The sequence below is a fragment of the Pseudomaricurvus sp. HS19 genome (assembly GCF_009857815.1).
Taxonomy (GTDB): domain Bacteria; phylum Pseudomonadota; class Gammaproteobacteria; order Pseudomonadales; family Cellvibrionaceae; genus Pseudomaricurvus.
Window position 1 is genome coordinate 46,971 of sequence record NZ_WVVW01000009.1, and the last position, 20,665, is coordinate 67,635.

Here is a 20,665-nt window from a genome sequence, read left to right on the forward strand (position 1 = left end):
TGAATAGTGGTGCCCAGGAGAGGACTTGAACCTCCACGGCCGTGAGGCCACTAGCACCTGAAGCTAGCGTGTCTACCAATTTCACCACCTGGGCTTAACAGGGCTTGCCCTGTCGAGGTGGCGCATATTAGTAGTAGCGCCTGATCATGTCAATTACTCGGGAGCAGTTTTTTATAAAAAAATGCACTGCCGCCGGTGGTTGGCCGAATAGTGACCAATCGGGTCCGGACGTGGCCGCTTCAGTTGCCCGCAGATGGCATATACTGATAGCTGGCAATGGGGCGTGGAGACGCTCCGTTGCCTGCCGGTCGCAATCAATATAGGCCCTGCGGCCGTCAGTATTAGGGTAATGCCGGCCACAGCGGTATCATGGCGGCACATTTCTTCCCTCCGGGAAACTCCAAATAAGGATGTCTCCATTTTGAGTAAACGCAAAGATACATTGCGCGATCCCCAGGCGGACCGTGAGGCCCGCAACTACGACAACCCCATCCCCAGCCGGGAACTGATTCTGCAGGTACTGGAGAAGTCCCCCGGGCCCATGACCCACGAGGCGCTGTGCGAGGTTCTGGACCTGCACGACGAGGACTCGGTGGAGGCCCTGCGTCGTCGCCTGATCGCCATGTCACGCGATGGTCAGTTGCTCAGCAACCGCAAGCGCGGCTTCGGTATTGTCGACAAGATGGACCTGGTGCGGGCTCGCGTACAGGGGCACAAGGACGGCTTCGGCTTTGCGGTGCCTGCTGATGGGGGGGATGACCTGTTTCTCTCGTTCCGCCAGATGCGACGGGTGTTTGATGGCGATGAGGTGCTGGTGCGGGAGACCGGGCAGGATTTCAAGGGGCGGCGTGAAGGATCCATCGTTGAGGTGGTGCGCCATAACACCAATCAGGTGGTGGGGCGGCTGTTCAGTGAGTCCGGAGTCTGCTTTGTCCGCCCCGACAATCCGCGCCTCTCCCACGACATCATGATTGCCCCCGATGCGGTGGGTAAGGCCGAGCGCGGCCAGTTTGTGGTCACCGAGATCGTGCAGCAGCCGGGGCGCAACAATCCGCCAGCCGGTCGTGTGCTGGAGGTGCTGGGCGACCACATGGCGCCGGGCATGGAGATCGACGTTGCCATCCGCTCCCATGGCATCCCCAACCTGTGGCCAGCCGATGTGCAGGCTGAGGCCCGTGCGCTGCCGGTCGAGGTGGCGGATGAGGATAAGGAGCACCGGGTCGACCTGCGCGACCTGCCGTTTGTCACCATTGATGGTGAGGACGCCCGTGACTTCGATGATGCCGTCTACTGCGAGGCGAAGAAGTCCGGTGGCTGGCGCCTGTATGTGGCCATTGCCGATGTTTCCCACTATGTGCAACTGGGCAGTGCCCTGGATCGGGAGGCGCAGGAGCGCGGTACCTCAGTCTATTTCCCGGACTTTGTGGTGCCCATGTTGCCGGAGGCTCTCTCTAACGGCCTTTGCTCTCTCAATCCGAAAGTGGATCGTCTCTCCATGGTGTGCGAGATGACCATCTCGGCCCAGGGGCGGCTCAGTGGTTACACCTTCTATGAAGGTGTGATTCACTCCCACGCCCGCCTTACCTACACCCAGGTGGGCGACGCGCTGGAGCAGGTGGCGGCGACCCGGGCCGAGAGGTCGCTGGGGCGCAAGATGCTGGACAAGCTCGGCTTCCGCAGTGAAGAGAAGGGGCTGGATAGGTCCCACCCGGTAGCGCCGGTTTTGCCACAGGTGCTGGAGCTGCACCGAATCTACAAGGCCTTGCGTGCCGCGCGTACGGTGCGTGGCGCCATTGATTTCGAAACCGTGGAGACCCGCATCCTGTTTGATGCGGATCGCAAGATCGAACGCATTGTGCCGGTGGTGCGCAACGACGCCCATAAACTGATTGAAGAGTGCATGCTGGCGGCCAACGTCTGTGCGGCCCGTTTTCTCGAGAAGCACAAGCTGCCGGGACTCTACCGGGTGCATGAAGGGCCGCGGGAAGAGAAGCTGGAAAACCTGCGGGAGTTCCTCGGTGAGCTGGGTCTCAGCCTGCCGGGCAAGGGCGAGCCGAAACCGGAAAACTACCAGGCGCTGCTGCAGGGGATTGAGGGGCGCAGCGATGCCAACCTGATCCAGACGGTGATGCTGCGCAGTCTCAGCCAGGCCATGTACCAACCGGACAACAAGGGTCACTTCGGACTGGCCTATACCGCCTACGCCCACTTTACCTCGCCCATTCGTCGCTACCCCGACCTGCTGGTGCACCGGGCCATCCGCCATGTGGTGCGCTCGAAGCTCGACAGCTCGGTGGTGCGGCGGGTGAAGGGCGCCGGCGTAATCGCCAAAAACCGGATTTACCCCTACAGCCTGCAGGATATGCTGGCCCTGGGTGAGCACAGCTCGCTGACCGAGCGTCGTGCCGACGAGGCTACCCGCGAGGTGGTCAGCTGGCTGAAGTGCGAATACCTGCGTGACCATGTGGGAGACAGCTTTGAGGGTGTGGTGGCCGGTGTCACCGGTTTTGGCCTGTTTGTGGAGCTGAAAGACCTCTACGTGGAAGGGCTGATTCACATTACCAACTTGCCGCACGACTACTACCACTTTGAAGCCGCGCAGCACCGCCTCGTCGGCGAGCGCACGCGGCAGGTGTTCCGGCTCGGTGACGAGGTGCAGGTGCGGGTGGCCAGCGTCAACCTGGATGACCGCAAGGTGGACCTGGAGCTGCTCGACTTCAAGCAGCGCAAGGGCTCTGCAGCCAAGAGCGGTAAGGGCATCAAGACCCGTGACAATGCACGGCGACTGGCGCAGCTGGGCGACGGTGGTGATGGCCGGGGCAAAAAACGTGCTTCCTCCGGTGACGGTGGTGGCAGGCGCGGCGGTGCCAAGAAGAGCGCCGCCGGCGGTAAGTCAGGCGACGCCAAGGGTGCCCGCAAGCCCAGTAAGGGCAATCAGGTGCGCAAGACCAAGTCGACCCGGGCCAGCGGTGCCGCCAGTAAACCCAAAAAGCGTTAACAGAGAGTATCTTTTAAGGGGGCTCCCCTTTAAGTGAAGCTCGTTCCAGAGAGATAAGTGTGGCGAAGTTAGAGGCAGTCTATGGCCTGCATGCGGTGCAGGCGTTACTGAAAAGTGCACCGCAACGGGTAAATGAGGTTCTGGTGCTGCAAGGGCGCCAGGACCAGCGCCTGCAGAAGGTGCTGGCAGCGGCGGAAAAGGCTGAGATCAAGGTGCGGCAGGTAAGTCGCAAGGAGCTGGACAAGCTGGCCGGGGAGGGCAATCACCAGGGGGTGATCGCCATGAGTTTCCCCGGAGAGCTGCACGATGAGAAGTTTCTCTATCGCCTGCTGGAGGGGCTGCAAGGTCCCGCCTTCCTGCTGGTGCTGGATGGCGTCACCGACCCTCACAATCTGGGCGCCTGTTTGCGTACCGCCGAGGCCGCTGGTGTGCACGCCGTCATAGCCCCCAAGGACAACTCCGCCAGCCTCACGCCGGTAGCCCGTAAAACCGCCTGTGGCGCTGCGGAGGTACTGCCCTATATCCCGGTCACCAACTTGGCCCGCTGCCTGCGGCAATTGCAGGAGTTGGGGGTTTGGATTATCGGTACCGCCGGCGAGGCGTCCATCTCCGTCTATCAGCAGGACCTCACCGGGCCTGTGGCGCTGGTGATGGGGGCAGAAGGCCCGGGTATGCGTCGTCTCACCCGCGAGTGCTGCGATGGTCTCGTGAATATCCCCATGGCGGGCGAAGTCAGCAGTCTCAATGTCTCAGTTGCCACTGGCGTCTGCCTGTTTGAGGCGGTGCGCCAGCGCGCTTCTGCCTGATCCCCTTGTCGGCCCGGCAGCCTGCTGGCTGCCGCGGCTGGCGATTCCCCTGAACTGGTGCCGGTGAGCCATCCGCTTGATCTGTGACATCGACAGTATCCCCCTCTCCGACCTAAAGTGACCGCCATTCGGCGGTGTGCTCCCGTGATCTGTTGGCCGGGTGTTTACTCAGGGAGTGTAGCGCCAATAGCATGGCCGGGGCGGCCGGAATATGAGAGAGCGACCCTTGCCTGGTCGCGACAGGGAGAGCAATGGTGAGTAATGCAGAACAGAAGCAGGTCGCGACCGCGGCCTATGGTGAGGGGGATGCCTCTTATCGGGCGGCCGGGGGCTATGAGGGCCTGCGGCAATTATGCGAGCGTTTCTACTTTTATATGGACACCCTGCCAGAGGCGGCGGGTATCCGTGCCATGCACAAGGCGGATCTGGAAGATTCCACGGACCGGCTGACCAGTTTTCTCAGCGGCTGGTTGGGTGGGCCGCGCCTCTATCGGGAGAAGTACGGCCAGATCATTATTCCGCAGGCGCACCGCCATCTGGAGATCGGCACCGCGGAGCGGGACGCATGGTTGCTGTGTATGCGCCGGGCGCTGGACGACCAGCCGGTGGCGGAGGACTTTAAAGAGTATCTGATGCAGCAGCTTTACCGCCCGGCGGAGTTCAGTCGCAATCGCGACTGACGCCGGGGGGTATTGCCGGGCTGGATCAGCTGCGGCGTGGCTTGCGGTCGTTACCGCGGCTGTCATTGCGACCGGGGCCGCGACTGTTGTCGCGCTGGCGCCCGCCTTCGTGGCGCTTGCCGCGAGGCGCATCCCGGTCACTGCGCTCACCGCCAAAACGACGGCCCCGGGGGGCGGCAGTTTCCAGGTCGCCGCTGAAGCGACTCAGTTGCATGGCCTGACCGCGCACGCGTACTTTCTGCATGTGGTGCAGCAGTTCATCCGGCATGCCGGCTGGCAGGTCGACGCAGCTGAAGTCGTCAAAGATGCGGATGTGGCCGATAAAGCTGCTGTCGATGTCCGCCTCATTGGCAATGGCGCCAACAATATCGCCCGGACGTACCTGATGGTTGTGGCCAGCCTCCAGGCGGAAGGTCTCCATGTTCGCATCAGCGGTGTCGCGCTCGCTGTGGTGCTTGCGGTCCTTGCGGCCACGCTTCTCCTGGCGGCCGACGTCGTAGTCCTCGCGGCCGGGGCGGGGGCCGCGGGGCTCACGGTCACGGGGCTTGGGATCTTCTACAATGTCCTTGGGCTGCAGCAGTGGTTTGTCTTTCTGCGCCAGGTAGGCAAGGGCCGCCGCCAGGGTTTGGGGCTCGGTTTCGGTCTCGTCGCTGAAATTGGCCACCAGCTCGCGGAAGAAATCCAGGTCCTGCTCTTCGATGGTAGCGAGGATTTGCTGGCGGAACTGGTTGATGCGCTTGTCCGCTACCTGCGCCTTGCTGGGCAGGTGCAGTTCGGTGATGGGCTGCTGGGTGGCGCGCTCAATGGTGCGCAGCATGCGCGTCTCGCGCGGGGCCACAAACAGGATCGCCTTGCCGCTGCGGCCGGCGCGGCCGGTGCGGCCGATACGGTGCACATAGGCCTCGGTATCGTAGGGGATGTCGTAGTTGATCACGTGGCTGACACGGGCCACGTCGATGCCACGGGCAGCGACGTCGGTGGCGATAATGATGTCCAGCTGGCCGTTTTTCAGGCGCTCGATGGCGCGCTCGCGCAGCTGCTGGCTCATGTCACCGTTGAGGGCGGCAGCGGAGTAACCACGAGCTTCCAGTTTCTCGGCCAGCTCGCTGGTGGCGTTCTTGGTGCGCACGAACATGATGATGGCGTCGAATTCCTCGACCTCCAGGATGCGGGTGAGGGCGTCCAGTTTGTTGACGCCGCGCACCTGCCAGTAGAGCTGCTCAATGCGTTCTACGGTCTGGGTCTGGGCCTCGATCTTGATGATCGCCGGCTCGCGCAGGTAGGTATCGGCCACTTTGCGGATCTCCCGCGGCATGGTGGCGGAGAACAGGGCTACCTGACGCTGCTCCGGAGTCTGGTCGAGAATCCAGGTGACGTCGTCGATAAAGCCCATGCGCAGCATTTCGTCGGCTTCGTCCAGTACCACGGTCTGCAGGTGGTCCAGCTTGAGGGTGCCGCGACGCAGGTGGTCCATGACCCGGCCCGGGGTGCCAACCACAACCTGGGCGCCACGCTGCAGGCCGCGGATCTGGCCGCGGTAGTCGGAGCCGCCGTAGATGGGCAGTACGTGGAAACCTTTCAGCTCCGAGGCGTAGCTCTGGAAGGCTTCCGCCACCTGGATGGCGAGTTCGCGGGTGGGTGCCAGCACCAGCACCTGGGGCTGGTTGAGGCGGGCGTCGATGCGGGTCAGCAGCGGCAGGGCGAAAGCTGCGGTTTTACCGGTGCCGGTCTGGGCCATGCCGAGGATGTCGTGGCCGGCCAGCAGTTCGGGAATGGCGCGGGCCTGAATCGGGGAGGGGGTCTCGTAACCCACCTTGGCGATGGCATTGAGGACCGGCTGGGCCAGGCCCAGGTCGGCAAAGCGGATGCTGTTTTCGGTGTTGTTCGGGTCAGACATGTAGATACCTTTGGGTGTGACCGCGCAGCACGGCAATGTGCCGAACGCCCGGCGGCCATGGCTCCCGGTGGGTAGCGGCCGTCAGGCAAATGCGCAGGTCGGATTAATAGCACGTGGAAGGGGGGCATTGGCGGCTCGCCTTGGGAGGCAGTCTGCTCCCCTCATTCCGTCGTGCGGGTAGTGTCTGATGGCGTCGCTGCGCGACGGTCGTCTACCCGGAGTAAGGCGTCTGGCCAGTGATCCCGAATCACAAGAGGGCGCGGATTATACGCACCTGCCTGAAGAATGATAGCTTTATTTTGGCGCCGCGATGGCTTGCGAGAGGGCAAAAAAGTGATGTGTCTATCAGGAAATTGTGTCTGCAGGGGGAGTTGGCGTGTTTTTTTTGGCCAGTACAAACGTTATTATTAACAGGTTTTGCAATGCGTGAACCGAATTTTCTGCTTTTGGCGCATTTCGGTGCGTCCCGTCAGGCTCCTGCTGCGTGTGTGGCTGCCGTCCGGGGCGCAGGATAACCATAACAACAAGAGGTAGTGGTCATGCAGGAAATGATCAACGGCGACGAGAATGCCTGTCCATTCGAGTTTAACTTTGATCCCGCCACTTTCAAGGCGGGGGATCTGGTGAGCTATAGGGTGCCGGAAGCCTTCCAGGATATGCCTTTCGTGGGTGAGCTGGTGGCGGTCGAAGCCGATCACGTGTTGCTGGTACACCAGGGTGAGAAGCAGGTGATGCGGGGTACCCGCGAGAGCCGACCCGTCGTCAGCGCGGCGGAAGCATTGGGCGAGAGCCACTGACCACCCGGATATACCCCCGTCAGAAGCGGAGTTGTGGAGTTAAAACCGCTGCATCTGTTTCCCGGATTTCGTGCAATACCTCCCTGTGACTCGGGAGGGGGCGGGGCTGCGCCTGCGGTACCACTGCGGGACGCCCTGCCAACACGCGTCAGCGTGACATAACTAAAAAAAGAAGAGGCCGGCTACACAATGGCTGGCATGAATATTCGCCTGAACTGTGAAGTGTGGAGAGTCAGTTGAAACCTACGGATACCAACAACCCGGAGTACTACCACAAGGTAGTCGATTGCCAATACGCCTGTCCGGCGCACACACCCGTGCCGGAATACATTCGTCTGATTGCTCAGGGTCGCTACAACGACGCCTACATGATCAACTGGGAATCCAATGTGTTTCCAGGTGTTCTGGGCCGTACCTGTGACCGCCCCTGTGAGCCCGCCTGCCGTCGCGGCCGGGTGGAAGAGGAGCCGGTTGCCATCTGCCGCCTCAAGCGCGTGGCCGCGGACAACAAGGACAGCGAAGCCATTGCTGCTGCCATGCCCGCCATTCCCACCCGCAAGAACGGCAAGCGCGTGGCGCTGATTGGCGGTGGCCCTGCCTCGCTCACGGTGGCTCGCGACCTGATGCCGCTGGGATATACCGTCGATCTCTACGACAACCAGCCTGCGGGCGGCGGCTTTATGCGCAGCCAGATCCCCAGTTTCCGCCTGCCGGCCACCGTGCTGGACCAGGAAGTAAACCAGATTCTCGATATGGGCGTGAGCGCCCACTTCAACACCTACGTCGACAGCATGAAGTCCATCATCGACAAGGGTTACGACGCAATTTTTGTCGGTACCGGCGCACCCCGTCCGAAGGACCTGAAGCTGCCCGGTCGCGAAGAAGCGGAGGCCAATATCCACCTGGGTATCGAGTGGCTGGCGTCCGTCGCGTTTGAGCACACCAAGGCCATCGGCAAGAAAGTGCTGGTGCTGGGTGGTGGTAACACCGCCATGGACTGCTGCCGTACCTCCCTGCGGGTGGGTGCTGACTCCGTCAAGTGTGTGGTGCGCAGCCCGCGCGCCGATATGAAAGCCTCGCCCTGGGAGATCGAAGACTCCGAGCGTGAAGGTGTGGAGATGTTTGAAAACCACACCCCGAAAGAGTTTATCGTCGAGGACGGCAAACTGGTGGGTATGCGCTTTGAACTGGTACGCGCCGAGTACGACGCTAATGGCAAGCGCTCACTGGTACCGACCGGTGAGCCGGATGTGATCATGGAGTGTGATGACATCTGTGTCGCGGTGGGTCAGGACAACGCCTTCCCCTGGATCGAGCGCGACGTGGGTATCGAGTTTGGCCAGTGGGATATGCCGGTGGTGGACCGGGTTACCTTCCAGTCCAGCCGTCCCAACGTTTTCTTCGGTGGCGACGCCGCCTTTGGTCCCGAGAACGTCATCACCGCCGTGGCCCACGGTCACCAGGCGGCCATCTCCATCGACCTGTTCCTCAATGGTCACAGCGTCAAGAACCGTCCGGCACCGGGTGTGACCCTGGTGAGCCAGAAGATGGGCGTGCACGAGTGGAGCTACGACAACTCGGTGGCCAACGACCTGCGCTACGCCGTGCCGCATGAAGATGTGGGCCTGTCGGTGAAGGATCGCAAGCTGGAAGTGGAGCTGGGCTTTGATGTGGCCACCGCGGTGCGCGAAGCGGCCCGTTGCCTCAACTGTGACGCCCAGACCGTGTTCGAGGCGCCCAAATGTATCGAGTGCGATGCCTGTATTGATATCTGCCCGACAGACTGCCTCACCATGATCGATGTCACCGACATGGAAGACGAGGCGCAGCTGCGTCCGCAGCTGAAGATGCCGGCCACCAATGAAACCCAATCCCTGTTTGTTTCCGACAGTCTGCAAACCAGTCGCGTGATGGTGAAGGACGAAAACGTCTGTCTGCACTGTGGTATGTGTGCGGAGCGCTGCCCGACGGCGGCCTGGGATATGCAGAAATTTACCTATCACGTCAGCAAGGCCGGAGCCTGCGCCGTGCAAGAGGAGGAGCAAGCATGAGCGGGATTCCTGCGCGCACCCCGGTCGTCAACGACCTGGTGGTGAAATTTGCCAATGTGAACGGTACCGGCTCTGCCAGTGCCAACAACCTGTTTGCCAAGGCCCTGTTCCGCATGGGCCTGTCGGTGAGCCCGAAGAACATCTTCCCGTCCAACATTCAGGGCCTGCCCACCTGGTACGAGGTGCGGGTGAACGACCAGGGCTATCTGGCCCGCCGCGAGGGTGTCGACATCATGGTGTCGGTAAACCCGCAGAGCATGGCCAAGGATGTGCGTGAAGTGAAGCCGGGCGGCTACTTCATCTACGACAACAGCAAGCCGCTGGACCTGCGCCTGATGCGCGACGATATCGACTTTATCGGCCTGCCCCTGACCCGCATCTGTCTGGAAGAGTACAAGGACGCCCGTCAGCGCCAGCTGTTCAAGAACGTCATCTATGTGGGTGCCATGGCGGCGCTGATCAACATGGACTTCTCTGTGCTGACCGACCTGATCGCCGATCAGTTCAAGGGCAAGGAGAAGCTGATTGCGCCCAACGTGCATGCTCTGGAGCTGGGTTTCCAGTACGCCAAGCGCAACTTCACCTGCCCGCTGCATGTGACTGTTGAGTCCCGCCCCATGGGCGACTACATCCTGGTTGAGGGTAACGACGCCTGTGGTCTGGGTGCGGTTTACGGCGGTGCCACCATGGCAGGCTGGTACCCCATCACCCCGTCCACGTCTGTGGTTGAGGCGTTCGAGAAGTACTGCAAGCGCATGCGCATCGATCCGGGCACGGGCAAGAAAAACTTTGCCATTGTGCAGGCGGAAGATGAGCTGGCGGCCATGGGTATGGTGATCGGTGCCAACTGGAACGGCGCCCGCGCCTTTACCGCCACCAGTGGTCCGGGTATCTCCCTGATGAGTGAATTCCTGGGCCTGGCTTACTTTGCCGAAATTCCGGCGGTACTGATCGATGTGCAGCGCGCCGGTCCCTCCACCGGTATGCCCACCCGTACCCAGCAGTCCGACGTGCTGGCCTGTGCATACGCTTCCCACGGTGATACCAAGCACGTGCTGGTGTTCCCGTCGACGCCGAAAGAGTGTTTCGACATGACCGCCCAGTCCTTTGACCTGGCGGAGCAGCTGCAGACCCCGATCATTATGCTGACCGATCTGGACCTGGGCATGAACGACAACATGTCCGAGCCGTTCGAGTGGGACGAGAACCGTACCTACCAGCGTGGCAAGGTGTTCAATGCCGAGCAGCTGGAAAGCATGAGCGAGCGCTTTGGTCGCTACCTGGATGTGGACGGCGATGGCATTCCTTACCGCACCTATCCGGGCACTCACCCGACCAAGGGTGCCTTCTTCACCCGCGGTACTTCCCGCGATGAATACGCGGTCTATACCGAGGATGGTGAAGAGTATGTGGCCAATATGGAGCGTCTGCTGAAGAAGTTCGAGACCGCCAAGTCCTACGTGCCCGCGCCAGTGATCACCAGGGCCAACGCCAAGGCCAATGCGCCGGTGGGTATCCTGCACTTCGGTACCTCCATGCACGCCACCCTGGAAGCGGTAGATCTGCTGGCGGGCGAGGGCATTGCGGCGGACACCTGTCGTATCCGTGCCTTCCCGTTTGCCGATGAGATTGTAGACTTCATCAACAGCCACGAGCAGGTGTTTGTGGTTGAACAAAACCGCGATGCGCAGATGCGCACGCTGCTGGTCAACGAGTGTGACCTGGATCCAAGACGCCTGAACAAGGTTCTGAACTACAACGGTATGCCCATCACCGCGCGCTTTGTTGCCGATGCGGTCAGTGCAGTTGTGAACAAGAGCAGCGGCAGCCAGCGCAAGAAAGCTGCTGCGGCCAAGGCGTAATCCAGGAGGATAGACAATGACTTATTTAAGACCCGAATTTCGTCACCCGCAGCTGCCCGTTAACGAGCTCGGTTACAGCCGCAAGGACTACGAAGGTGCACTCTCCACCCTGTGTGCCGGTTGTGGTCATGACTCCATCAGTGCCGCGGTGGTGCAGTCCATGTTCGAGATGTCCATCGAGCCGCACCGCGTTGCCAAGTTGTCCGGTATCGGTTGCTCGTCCAAAACGCCGACCTACTTCCTCGGCAAGTCCCACGGCTTCAACTCCGTGCATGGCCGTATGCCTTCCGTAGTGACCGGTGCCAACATGGCCAACCGCGACCTGATCTACCTGGGTGTTTCCGGGGACGGTGATACCGCGTCTATCGGTATGGGCCAGTTTGCCCACGCCGTGCGCCGCAACCTGAACATGGTCTACATCGTCATGAACAACGGTTGCTACGGTCTCACCAAGGGCCAGGACTCCGCCACGGCGGATGTGGGTTCCTGCAGCAAGAAGGGCGAGCCCAACAAGTTTGAGGCCATCGACCTGGCCGGCGTGGCGCTGGAATTGGGTGCTACCTTTGTGGCCCGCAGCTTCTCCGGCGACAAGGACCAGCTGGTGCCACTGATCAAGGCAGCGGTTTCCCATCGCGGTTTCGCTTTTATTGATGTGATCTCTCCCTGTGTGACCTTCAACAATAACCCCGGCTCCACCAAGGGGTACGAGTTTGTGCGTGATCACCTGGAGGCCACCGGCACCGTGGACTTTGTGCCCATGCGCGAAGAGATCACCGCCTGCTACCCGAACCAGACCTCGGAAGAGGTGACCCTGCATGACGGTTCTGTGGTGCACCTGTGCAAGATGGACGACAAGCTCAACGTGCGCAGCCGCAACTCTGCGGTGGAGCGCATGAAGAACTACAAGGATCGCGGTCGCATCCTCACCGGCCTGCTGTACATGGACCCGGACTCACAGGACCTGCACGACAGCATCGACAGCAGCAAGAAGCCGCTGCGTCAGCTGGGCGAGAAAGAGCTGTGCCCGGGTGTTGCCGTACTGCAAAACATCAACGACTCCCTGCGTTGATGCCTTTCGGGGCTCGCCGGCACCCTGCCGGCGGGTCACCGCCTGCCTGCTCAATTCCCCGAATTTTACACCGATCACGCCAGACTCCCCCCGTCTGCGCCGCTGAATTGCGTATATTGCACAAATTAATCCGCTAAATGGCCAAGATCCCCCACAGGGCTTGTGCTTAAATGAGGGTTTGTATTGGCTAACCGGGCATCTGCCCGGCTCGTGAGACAGGTGTTATGGATTTTAATCTGAGCGAAGAACAGCTGGCCTTCCAGGAGGCTGCCCGGGCCTTTGCCCAGGGCGAGATGGCGCCCCATGCGGCGGAGTGGGACGAAAAGAAAATATTCCCCACTGACGTGATTGCCATGGCCGGCGAGATGGGTTTTTGTGGTCTCTACTGCCCGGAAGAGAACGGCGGTATGGCGCTGTCCCGGCTGGATTCGGCCATCATCCTTGAAGAACTGGCAGCCGGCTGTACCTCCACTGCGGCGTTTATCTCCATTCACAACATGGCCACCTGGATGCTCTGCAGCTGGGGCACTGATGTGGTAAAGGACAAGTGGGCGGCGGACCTGACCTCCGGTCAGAAACTGGCTTCCTACTGCCTGACCGAGCCCGGCGCCGGCAGCGACGCCGGTTCCCTGCGCACCACCGCCCGTCGGGAAGGCGATGAGTATGTTCTCAACGGCAGCAAGATGTTTATCAGTGGTGCCGGCAGTACCGACGTGCTGGTATTGATGGCCCGCACCGGTACCACCGAGGACGGCGCGCGCGGCATCAGTGCCTTTGCCATTCCAGCTGACGCCGCCGGTATCAGCTACGGCAAGAATGAAGACAAGATGGGCTGGAACTCCCAGCCCACCCGTGCCATTGCTTTCGAAGATGTGCGTGTGCCAGCCGACCACCGCCTGGGTGACGAAGGTGAAGGCTTCAAGATCGCCATGAAAGGCCTCGACGGCGGCCGCATCAATATCGCCACCTGCTCCATTGGTGCAGCCCAGGCCTGCCTTAACCATGCCCAGGCCTACATGCACGAGCGCAAGCAGTTCGGTAAGTCCCTGGCCAGTTTCCAGGCGTTGCAGTTCAAGCTGGCGGATATGCTCACCGAGCTGGTGGCGGCGCGGCAGATGATCCGCCTGGCAGCCACCAAGCTGGATGAGAATCACCCGGACAAAACCACCTATTGTGCCATGGCCAAGCGCTTTGCCACCGACGTGGGCTTCGAGGTGTGCAACCAGGCGCTGCAGCTGCACGGTGGTTATGGCTACATTCGCGAATACCCCATTGAACGCTTCCTGCGCGACGCCCGGGTGCACCAGATTCTGGAAGGAACCAACGAGGTTATGCGCCTGATCACTGCTCGTCGCATCCTCGAAGAAGGGGCGCCGGAAGCGCTGCGCTGAGGCCGTCCGCCCGCTGGCTGGCGCAGCCCCGGGCGCATTGGCGAAGATGCGGGCCAGTGTAGGGATAGTTTCCCGGCAGCCTGCTAGAATCCCCCGCCGGATTTTTAAAAAAACAATACCACGGAGCCATCATGTCTGATCTGCTGAAACTGGAAAAACGCGGACACACCGCCATCATTACCTTCAACAACCCACCGGCCAACACCTGGACGCCTGAGAGCCTGGCCTACCTGAAACAGCTGGTGGAAGATCTGAACGCAGATAAGGACAACTACGCCCTGGTGCTGGCCAGTGAGAGTGAAAAATTCTTCAGCGCCGGTGCCGACCTGAAGCAGTTCGACCACGACGACAAGGGTAAGTCCTTTGCTTCAGCCCAGGCGTTTGGCGACGCCTTTATGGCACTGACCAACTACAACGGCGTCTCCATTGCGGCGATTACCGGTTACGCCATGGGTGGCGGCCTGGAAGTGGCTCTGTGCTGTGATGTGCGTATCTGTGAAGAGCAATCCCAGATGGCGCTGCCGGAAGCGGCTGTGGGCTTATTGCCTTGCGGATTGGGTTCCCAGCACCTCTCCTGGCTGGTGGGCGAGCAGTGGGCCAAGCGCATGATCCTGCTGGGTGAGCGCCTCAAGGCTCCACAGGCAGAAAAGATCGGCCTGGTTTCCGAGGTGGTGCCCACCGGTACTGCGCTGGAAAAGGCCCTGGAGCTGGCGGCCAAGGTGGAAGGCCAGTCCCCCACCTCAGTGCGCTACTGCAAAGAGCTGATTATGGCGGCCCGCGATGGCGACATTAACAGTGCCTTCTACAAGGAGCGCGAGCTGTTTGTAAAACTGTGGGACAGCCAGGACCAGAAAGAGGGCGTCTCTGCGTTTCTGGAGAAGCGCAAGCCCGAGTGGAAAAACGCCTGATCCCGGTTTGTCATTCCCGCCCGGGCGGGAATCCAAAAGCTGAGGATCGGCACTGTAATCTGCAAGATGTCATTCCCGCGCAGGCGGGAATCCAGAGGTTCAGAATCGACACGGGCATCTTCAAGGTGTCATTCCCGCGCAGGCGGGAATCCATGGGCTCCCGCCTGCGCGGGAGCGACGAAGGATGTGCAGAGCGCGCTCCTGCGGGATAAAAATGAGCCGGGGGACGAAAATGAACCGGGTCTCCAAATGTTTGATCCCGGCAAGCGCTGCGCGCTTGCTGTGTTAATGGGGTAATCCATGACTGATGTAGTGTTGTTCGAAGAGCGCCCGGCCGCCGGCGGTAAAAAACTCGCGGTAGCCCAGCTCAATTCCGAAAAATCTCTTAACTCCCTCTCCGCAGAGATGGTCTCCCTGCTGCTGCCAAAACTGCAGCAGTGGCAGGACGATGAGTCGGTACTGGCGGTGTTCCTGCACTCCGCCGGCGACAAGGCCTTCTGTGCCGGTGGCGACGTAGTCGCCCTGCACGCCGGCTCCGCCAACTACGGCGAAGAGTTGCCGGATAACAGCTGCGCCGAGTTCTTCGAAGAGGAGTACCGCCTCGATTACCTGATGGCCACCTACAAAAAACCGCTGGTGGTGTGGGGAACCGGTTTTGTCATGGGGGGCGGCCTGGGGCTGCTGTGCGGCGCTACCCACCGTATCGTCACCGACACCACCCGCATGGCCATGCCGGAGATCACCATCGGCCTCTACCCGGATGTGGGGGGGACTTACTTCCTCAACCGGGCCCCGGGCAAGACCGGCCTGTTCATGGGCCTCACCGGTTGCCAGATCAACGCGACTGACGCGCTCTATGTGGGCTTCGCTGATCACTACATCACTGCCGATCTGCGCGAAGAGGTGATTACCGCCCTCACCGAGGTGAAATGTGAGCGAGGTGTTGCCGGCGTGATGCAGCATTTCGGAGCCCTGTCCGCTGACAGCAAGCCAGCCGGCAATCTGGAAACCCACCTCGACTGGATCAATGAGTCCTGTGCCGGCGACGACCTGCTGGCCATCATCGGCCGCATCCGCGCCTACGAGGGCGACGACAAGTGGTGCGCGCGGGCGGCTCAGACGCTGGCTTCCGGCTGTCCGGTTACCCCCTATCTGGTGTGGGAGCAACTGGTGCGCGGCAAGGAGCTGTCACTGGCAGACTGTTTCCGCCTGGAGCTGACAATGTCGGTGAACTGCGCCCGTTTCGGCCATTTCAAGGAGGGCGTGCGCGCCCTGCTGATTGATAAGGACAAGAGCCCCAGCTGGACGCCATCCCGTTTTGAGGATGTCACCGCCGGGCAGATAGAGGCGTTCTTCGTGGAGCCCTGGGCATCTAACCCGCTGGCCGACCTGTAAGTCGGCGCCGGGTGTGCAGCCGGGGTTTTTAAGGTTAAGAGTTGAGGAGAGTGAGTGATGGGTAAGACAGTAGCGTTTATTGGTCTTGGCAATATGGGCGGCGGCATGGCGGCCAACCTGGTCAAGGCCGGTTTCCAGGTCAACGCCTTTGACCTGATGGAGGCCAACCTGAAAGCGGCGGCAGAGAAAGGTTGTACGCCGGTAGACTGCCCGAAAAAGGCTGTGGAAGGGGTGGATTACGTGGTTTCCATGCTGCCCAATGGCGCCATTGTGGAAGGTGTCTATATCGATGACGGCCTGTTGGATGTGATTCCCACCACCGCACTGGTGCTGGATTGCTCCACTGTGGCGCCGGAAAACAGCCGTCGCGTCGGCCGTGAGGCGGCCATCCGCGGCCATCGTTTTGTGGACGCCCCGGTATCCGGTGGTGTGGCGGCAGCCGCGGCAGGTACCCTGGCCTTTATGGTGGGCGGCAGCGAAGCAGATTTCGAGGCATCGAAGCCGGTACTGCAAGCCATGGGCGCCAATATCTTCCGCGCCGGTGATGTGGGCGCAGGGCAGGTGGCCAAGATCTGTAACAACATGCTGCTGGCCATCCACATGAGCGGTACCGCCGAGGCGCTGCAGCTGGGTATGGATAATGGTCTCGATCCGAAAGTGCTGTCTGAAATCATGCTGCAGAGCTCCGGTTGCAACTGGTCCCTGCAGAAGTACAACCCTGTACCGGGCGTGATGGAGGGTGTACCAGCCTCCAACGGCTACAAGGGTGGCTTTATGGTGGACCTGATGCTCAAGGACCTGAGCCTGGCCCAGGCCGCTGCGGTATCCAGCAAGTCCTCCATCCCCATGGGCTCCGCCGCCCGCAACCTGTTCAACCTGCACAAGAACAGCGGTGGTGAGGACAAGGGCATGCAGGACTTCTCCAGCATCCTGGAGCTCTACTCCCGCTGATTTGCCCGCCCTGCCGGCGACTGATGACCGGGGTCCATGAGGCCCCGGTAGCCGTTTCGGGGGGCCGGATTCAGGCCATTGCCGGCTGCTTGTGAAAATTCGTCCCGTATGTGCGATTTCGCGAATGAATAGTGTACAATTCGCGCCCTTATTTCCTTCTCCAATCACCGTACCGACTGCAGGGTGGCCCCATGTTTGATAAATCTCTGACCATCGAAGCCTTTGATCCTGAGCTGTGGACTGCTATTCAGCAGGAAGAGCGCCGCCAGGAAGAGCACATTGAGCTGATCGCCTCTGAGAACTACACCAGCCCTATGGTAATGGTGGCCCAGGGCACCAAACTGACCAACAAATACGCCGAAGGCTACCCCAGCAAGCGTTATTACGGTGGTTGTGAGTATGTGGACAAGGCCGAAGAGCTGGCCATCGAGCGTGCCAAAGCGCTGTTTGGTGCCGACTACGCCAACGTCCAGCCGCACTCCGGTTCCCAGGCCAACAACGCCGTTTACGCCGCCCTGTGCGCCCCCGGTGATACCGTATTGGGTATGAGCCTGGATCACGGTGGTCACCTGACTCATGGTGCCAAGGTGAACTTCTCCGGCAAGATCTACAACTCTGTGCAGTACGGCCTGAATCCGGCCACCGGCCAGATCGACTACGCCGAAATCGAAGCCCTCGCCGTTGAGCACAAGCCAAAGATGATCGTGGCCGGCTTCTCTGCCTACTCCCAGGTGATGGACTGGTCCAAATTCCGCGAGATCGCCGACAAGGTGGGTGCCTACCTGTTTGTGGACATGGCCCACGTGGCCGGCCTGATTGCCGCCGGTGTTTACCCCAACCCGGTTCCTTTTGCTGACGTGGTAACCACCACCACCCACAAAACCCTGCGCGGCCCACGCGGCGGCCTGATTCTGGCCCGTGAGAACGAAGAGATCGCCAAAAAGCTGAACTCTGCGGTATTCCCCGGTGGTCAGGGTGGCCCGCTGATGCATGTGATTGCCGCCAAGGCGGTGGCCTTCAAGGAAGCCATGCAGGACGACTTCAAAACCTATCAGCAGCAGGTTGTTAAGAACGCCAAGGCGATGGCGGCGACTTTTATCGAGCGCGGCCTGAAAATCGTCTCCGGCGGCACTGAAAACCACCTGATGCTGGTTGACCTGATCGGCAAGGAATACTCCGGTAAAGATGCCGATGCGGCTCTGGGCGCGGCTTACATCACCGTTAACAAAAACTCCGTGCCTAATGACCCCCGCTCCCCGTTTGTTACCTCCGGCCTGCGTGTAGGTACCCCCGCCGTTACCACCCGTGGTTTTGGTGAAGAGGAGTGTGTGCAGCTCACTAACTGGATGTGTGACGTACTGGAGAGCCTGGAAAACGGTAACTCCGAGCAGGTGATTGCGGAAGTGAAAGCCAAGGTGCTGGAGCTGTGCAAGCGTTTCCCGGTCTACGCTGACTGATCGCGCACAAATCCCGGACACAAAAAAACCGGCCATTGGCCGGTTTTTTTGTGTCCGGTCAGAAACTGACTCAGAAGGTATAGCTGGCACCCACCGAGAAGTAATCGATGTCGATCTTGTCGAGATCAAAAAGCTCGTACTCGGCCCGTACCGCCAGGGAGCCCAGCTGCAGCTTGGCGCCGAGACCGTAGAGCGGGTCGGTGCCATCATCGGAGCCGTTAAGGGGGCCGGAGACATCGCCATCCCAGGTGGCCAGTCCCATCTTGCCAAATACACCGACCGGGCCGAGGTTGAAGCCAACCAGTCCGGCTGCGGTCCAGGCATCGACTTCCAGTTTGTTATTGGTAATGTTGGCAACTTCGCCTTCGTGCTTGCCGAAATCAACGTAGGAAATTTCAGCGGCGATATCGATCAGTGGTATCAGGCCGAAGTTGTAACCGGCGAAGACCTTGTAGGCTGTGTCGTCGTCATCAAATTCTACGTCTCCCCAGTTGTTGTTTTCCGAGTAATCCAGACTGGCATTACCGAGGGAGCCGCCCAGGTAAAAACCACTGTCCTTTCCCGCCATGGCGGAGAGCGGCAGGGTGGCGAGGGTGATTGCGGCAAGTGCGGAAGTGAATCGGATATTCATACGGGTAGGCCTCCGTGCTTATTGGTGTGGCGTCAAGCTACTCCGCTTTCCCGAACCTGTCTACCGGCATGAGTGGAATGGTGCCGGCTTTCACAGAACTGTCGCGGCAGGTGGGGATGGCCGATGCCGCAGGCGCCAAAAATTTGTAACAAGTGCCAATAGTGTCTGGGTGAAAGGACGTTCTTGTCTGTCGTGTGGAGCAAGAAGCGTTGCAGTTTGGCGCATTTCTCATTGATCGGTTTAACCCTTCGTCTAATTCCTCAAGTGCCGAGAGTTGTTCTATCCTGAAGCAGGGTGCTGTGCAGTTTGTAAGTTCAGGCGGTCGGTGATTTTTCCCCAATCAGGCTGCCAGGCGGATAAAAAGGTTCGTTGGGTCGGGTTAACTATTGTAAAAGTAGTGCCAGCGGTTGCTTCGGCTGCAAAAGTAATCCAAATTCACTATTGTTGAGTACACAATGAGTGCTCATGCTTCGCCGTTGGCAGATTGCTGCCCGGCAACGTCGTAGCAGTGGCGTGCGTCAAAGGAGTGATAATGCGTAATTCGTGGTTTTCAGGCCTGAATGTCCTGAGTCCGCAGAGGCTGTCCCTGTTGCGTCAGACAGCCGTGATCGCGGCAGCGGCTGCGCTCGCCGGTTGTGCGATGGGGCCGGGGGGCAAGAGCGCCTCTGATCGCAGTCTCGCGTCTTACATGCAGCCCCCGGAGAAGCAGGTCTGTTACGATCGTAGTAAAGAGCCCTATACACCGGTGGTGGATGCCCACTTTCACCCGCGCCCCTTCGGTGGGCCGGCGATCCCCCCGCAAGAGTTGTTCGGCTATTTTGACAAGCTCGGTGTGCGCTTTGTTAACTATTTTGGTATCGGCCAGGTGCTGGAGCTGCAATCCGGTTGCACCTATTACCTCGATTGCCCGGGGGTATCGGCCAAGCCCAGCATCAAGAACGACTTCGTCAATGGTATGGATGTAAAGGCCTACCAGCATGACAACCTCTACGTCATCCTCTCCATGACTTTTATCGATCTGGCGCACCCGGAAAACGCGGCCAGGATGATCGAGCTGTACGATACGGAATTTCCGGGGATGTTTCGCTGGGCCGGCGAGCTGAATGTCATGAAGCAGGCGCTGGTGGAAAACCTGCATGAGCCCGCTACCCTTGCCAGTATCGATGCCTGGGCTCCTTTTATGACGGTATTACGACAGCGTAATATCCCCGTGACCCTGCACGCAGACCTCGGGCATGATGCCAACCCTACAGAGTTCCTCTACCTGATGGAGCATGTGCTGGAGACCTATCCACACAATAAAATTGTCTGGGCACATGCGGGGCTGTCAAAGGAACTCGTTAAAATGAGCCCTGACCAGCATGTCGTCATCATGAGCCGTTTGCTGGATCAGTATCCCAACCTGATGCTCGATATTTCCTGGGATGTGCTCTACAACGCCTATCACCAGTGGGGCGACATTTACCTGCCCCTCCTGAATAAATATTCCGAACGCATATTGCCCGGCTCCGATTTTGTCGCCGCGGGAAGCAAGGATTACGCACAGTATGCGCATGAGCTGGAAGTCACCAGTCGCGCCCTGCGTAGCCTGAACGACGAGGCCTTCCGTAATATTGCGCTCGGCGAAAACTATTTCCGCCTGCTTAACCTGAACTACAACGCCCCGCTGGTCTGTGAGCCTCAGGTTGCCAACTGAGAGCGACGGGCGAGAGCGGCTGCAGGAGCAGCTTGGGCGTACAAAGCTGTATGACCCGGACTTGTTTCAATGGGGT

At 60.2% G+C, this 20,665-nt stretch carries 15 protein-coding genes and 1 tRNA gene; 13 read left to right on the top strand and 3 right to left on the bottom strand.

All coding sequences use genetic code 11. From position 1 onward, the window contains the following. Window positions 1-7: 7 nt before the first annotated feature. Window positions 8-94 (bottom strand) — tRNA-Leu (locus GSF27_RS12960). Between the two features lie 327 nt (window positions 95-421). Here GSF27_RS12960 and GSF27_RS12965 point away from each other — a divergent pair. The 3 genes from GSF27_RS12965 (at window position 422) to GSF27_RS12975 (ending at window position 4,484) form a co-directional block, all read left to right on the top strand. Next, complete coding sequence (locus tag GSF27_RS12965) at window positions 422-2,998, top strand: ribonuclease R family protein (protein WP_160969748.1); 2,577 nt, start codon at window positions 422-424, stop codon at window positions 2,996-2,998. Window positions 2,999-3,057: 59 nt separating this feature from the next. Next, window positions 3,058-3,804 carry a 23S rRNA (guanosine(2251)-2'-O)-methyltransferase RlmB gene (gene rlmB / locus GSF27_RS12970; RefSeq protein ID WP_160969750.1) on the top strand — a complete coding sequence of 249 codons (747 nt, stop codon included), beginning with the start codon at window positions 3,058-3,060 and terminating at the stop codon, window positions 3,802-3,804. Between the two features lie 251 nt (window positions 3,805-4,055). Beyond that, entirely contained in the window at window positions 4,056-4,484 is a 429-nt protein-coding gene (locus GSF27_RS12975; protein ID WP_160969752.1) for a group II truncated hemoglobin, read from the top strand. A gap of 25 nt (window positions 4,485-4,509) precedes the next feature. Here the strand turns inward: GSF27_RS12975 and GSF27_RS12980 are convergent, their stop codons facing one another. Next, window positions 4,510-6,381, bottom strand: a complete 1,872-nt coding sequence (locus GSF27_RS12980; RefSeq protein WP_160969754.1) for a DEAD/DEAH box helicase — start codon at window positions 6,379-6,381, stop codon at window positions 4,510-4,512. A 539-nt stretch (window positions 6,382-6,920) separates the two neighbouring features. Between GSF27_RS12980 and GSF27_RS12985 the strand changes: the two genes are divergently transcribed. The 9 genes from GSF27_RS12985 to glyA all read left to right on the top strand — a co-directional run bounded on the left by GSF27_RS12985 (window position 6,921) and on the right by glyA (window position 18,262). Next, entirely contained in the window at window positions 6,921-7,178 is a 258-nt protein-coding gene (locus GSF27_RS12985) for a hypothetical protein (RefSeq protein ID WP_202410440.1), read from the top strand. Between the two features lie 236 nt (window positions 7,179-7,414). After that, a complete protein-coding gene (locus GSF27_RS12990; RefSeq protein WP_160969756.1) occupies window positions 7,415-9,229 on the top strand; it encodes an FAD-dependent oxidoreductase in 1,815 nt (604 codons plus the stop codon). Beyond that, window positions 9,226-11,091, top strand: a complete 1,866-nt coding sequence (locus tag GSF27_RS12995; RefSeq protein WP_160969758.1) for a 2-oxoacid:acceptor oxidoreductase subunit alpha — start codon at window positions 9,226-9,228, stop codon at window positions 11,089-11,091. Before GSF27_RS12990 ends, GSF27_RS12995 begins: the two co-directional genes overlap by 4 nt. 16 nt (window positions 11,092-11,107) lie before the next feature. Next, entirely contained in the window at window positions 11,108-12,160 is a 1,053-nt protein-coding gene (locus GSF27_RS13000) for a 2-oxoacid:ferredoxin oxidoreductase subunit beta (RefSeq protein WP_160969760.1), read from the top strand. A 224-nt stretch (window positions 12,161-12,384) separates the two neighbouring features. Further along, window positions 12,385-13,551: an acyl-CoA dehydrogenase family protein gene (locus GSF27_RS13005; protein ID WP_160969762.1), complete on the top strand. Its 1,167-nt coding sequence runs from the start codon at window positions 12,385-12,387 to the stop codon at window positions 13,549-13,551. 131 nt (window positions 13,552-13,682) lie between these two features. Beyond that, entirely contained in the window at window positions 13,683-14,459 is a 777-nt protein-coding gene (locus GSF27_RS13010; protein WP_160969764.1) for an enoyl-CoA hydratase, read from the top strand. Window positions 14,460-14,759: 300 nt separating this feature from the next. After that, on the top strand, window positions 14,760-15,854 hold the full coding sequence (locus tag GSF27_RS13015; protein ID WP_160969766.1) for an enoyl-CoA hydratase/isomerase family protein: 1,095 nt from the start codon (window positions 14,760-14,762) through the stop codon (window positions 15,852-15,854). 57 nt (window positions 15,855-15,911) lie between these two features. Beyond that, window positions 15,912-16,805, top strand: coding sequence for a 3-hydroxyisobutyrate dehydrogenase (mmsB, locus tag GSF27_RS13020; RefSeq protein ID WP_160969768.1), 894 nt, complete (start codon window positions 15,912-15,914; stop codon window positions 16,803-16,805). A 191-nt stretch (window positions 16,806-16,996) separates the two neighbouring features. Then, a complete protein-coding gene (gene glyA, locus GSF27_RS13025; protein ID WP_160969770.1) occupies window positions 16,997-18,262 on the top strand; it encodes a serine hydroxymethyltransferase in 1,266 nt (421 codons plus the stop codon). Window positions 18,263-18,332: 70 nt separating this feature from the next. Here glyA and GSF27_RS13030 read toward each other — a convergent pair whose 3' ends face one another. Further along, window positions 18,333-18,893 (bottom strand): outer membrane beta-barrel protein, encoded by a 561-nt coding sequence (locus tag GSF27_RS13030; RefSeq protein WP_160969772.1) that lies wholly within the window; start codon window positions 18,891-18,893, stop codon window positions 18,333-18,335. A 532-nt stretch (window positions 18,894-19,425) separates the two neighbouring features. On the opposite strand from GSF27_RS13030, the gene GSF27_RS13035 reads away from it, so the two are divergent. Next, on the top strand, window positions 19,426-20,589 hold the full coding sequence (locus GSF27_RS13035; RefSeq protein WP_160969774.1) for an amidohydrolase family protein: 1,164 nt from the start codon (window positions 19,426-19,428) through the stop codon (window positions 20,587-20,589). The last annotated feature ends 76 nt before the right edge of the window (window positions 20,590-20,665 follow it).

Excerpts from the sequence above, each read along its gene's own strand:
- GSF27_RS13000 (WP_160969760.1), top strand. The coding sequence starts at position 11,108 with ATGACTTATTTAAGACCCGAATTTCGTCACCCGCAGCTGCCCGTTAAC.
- GSF27_RS13030 (WP_160969772.1), bottom strand. The coding sequence starts at position 18,893 with ATGAATATCCGATTCACTTCCGCACTTGCCGCAATCACCCTCGCCACC.
- GSF27_RS13035 (WP_160969774.1), top strand. The coding sequence starts at position 19,426 with ATGCGTAATTCGTGGTTTTCAGGCCTGAATGTCCTGAGTCCGCAGAGG.
- mmsB (WP_160969768.1), top strand. The coding sequence starts at position 15,912 with ATGGGTAAGACAGTAGCGTTTATTGGTCTTGGCAATATGGGCGGCGGC.
- GSF27_RS12980 (WP_160969754.1), bottom strand. The coding sequence starts at position 6,381 with ATGTCTGACCCGAACAACACCGAAAACAGCATCCGCTTTGCCGACCTG.
- GSF27_RS13015 (WP_160969766.1), top strand. The coding sequence starts at position 14,760 with ATGACTGATGTAGTGTTGTTCGAAGAGCGCCCGGCCGCCGGCGGTAAA.
- GSF27_RS12975 (WP_160969752.1), top strand. The coding sequence starts at position 4,056 with ATGGTGAGTAATGCAGAACAGAAGCAGGTCGCGACCGCGGCCTATGGT.
- glyA (WP_160969770.1), top strand. The coding sequence starts at position 16,997 with ATGTTTGATAAATCTCTGACCATCGAAGCCTTTGATCCTGAGCTGTGG.
- GSF27_RS12995 (WP_160969758.1), top strand. The coding sequence starts at position 9,226 with ATGAGCGGGATTCCTGCGCGCACCCCGGTCGTCAACGACCTGGTGGTG.
- GSF27_RS13010 (WP_160969764.1), top strand. The coding sequence starts at position 13,683 with ATGTCTGATCTGCTGAAACTGGAAAAACGCGGACACACCGCCATCATT.
- GSF27_RS13005 (WP_160969762.1), top strand. The coding sequence starts at position 12,385 with ATGGATTTTAATCTGAGCGAAGAACAGCTGGCCTTCCAGGAGGCTGCC.
- GSF27_RS12985 (WP_202410440.1), top strand. The coding sequence starts at position 6,921 with ATGCAGGAAATGATCAACGGCGACGAGAATGCCTGTCCATTCGAGTTT.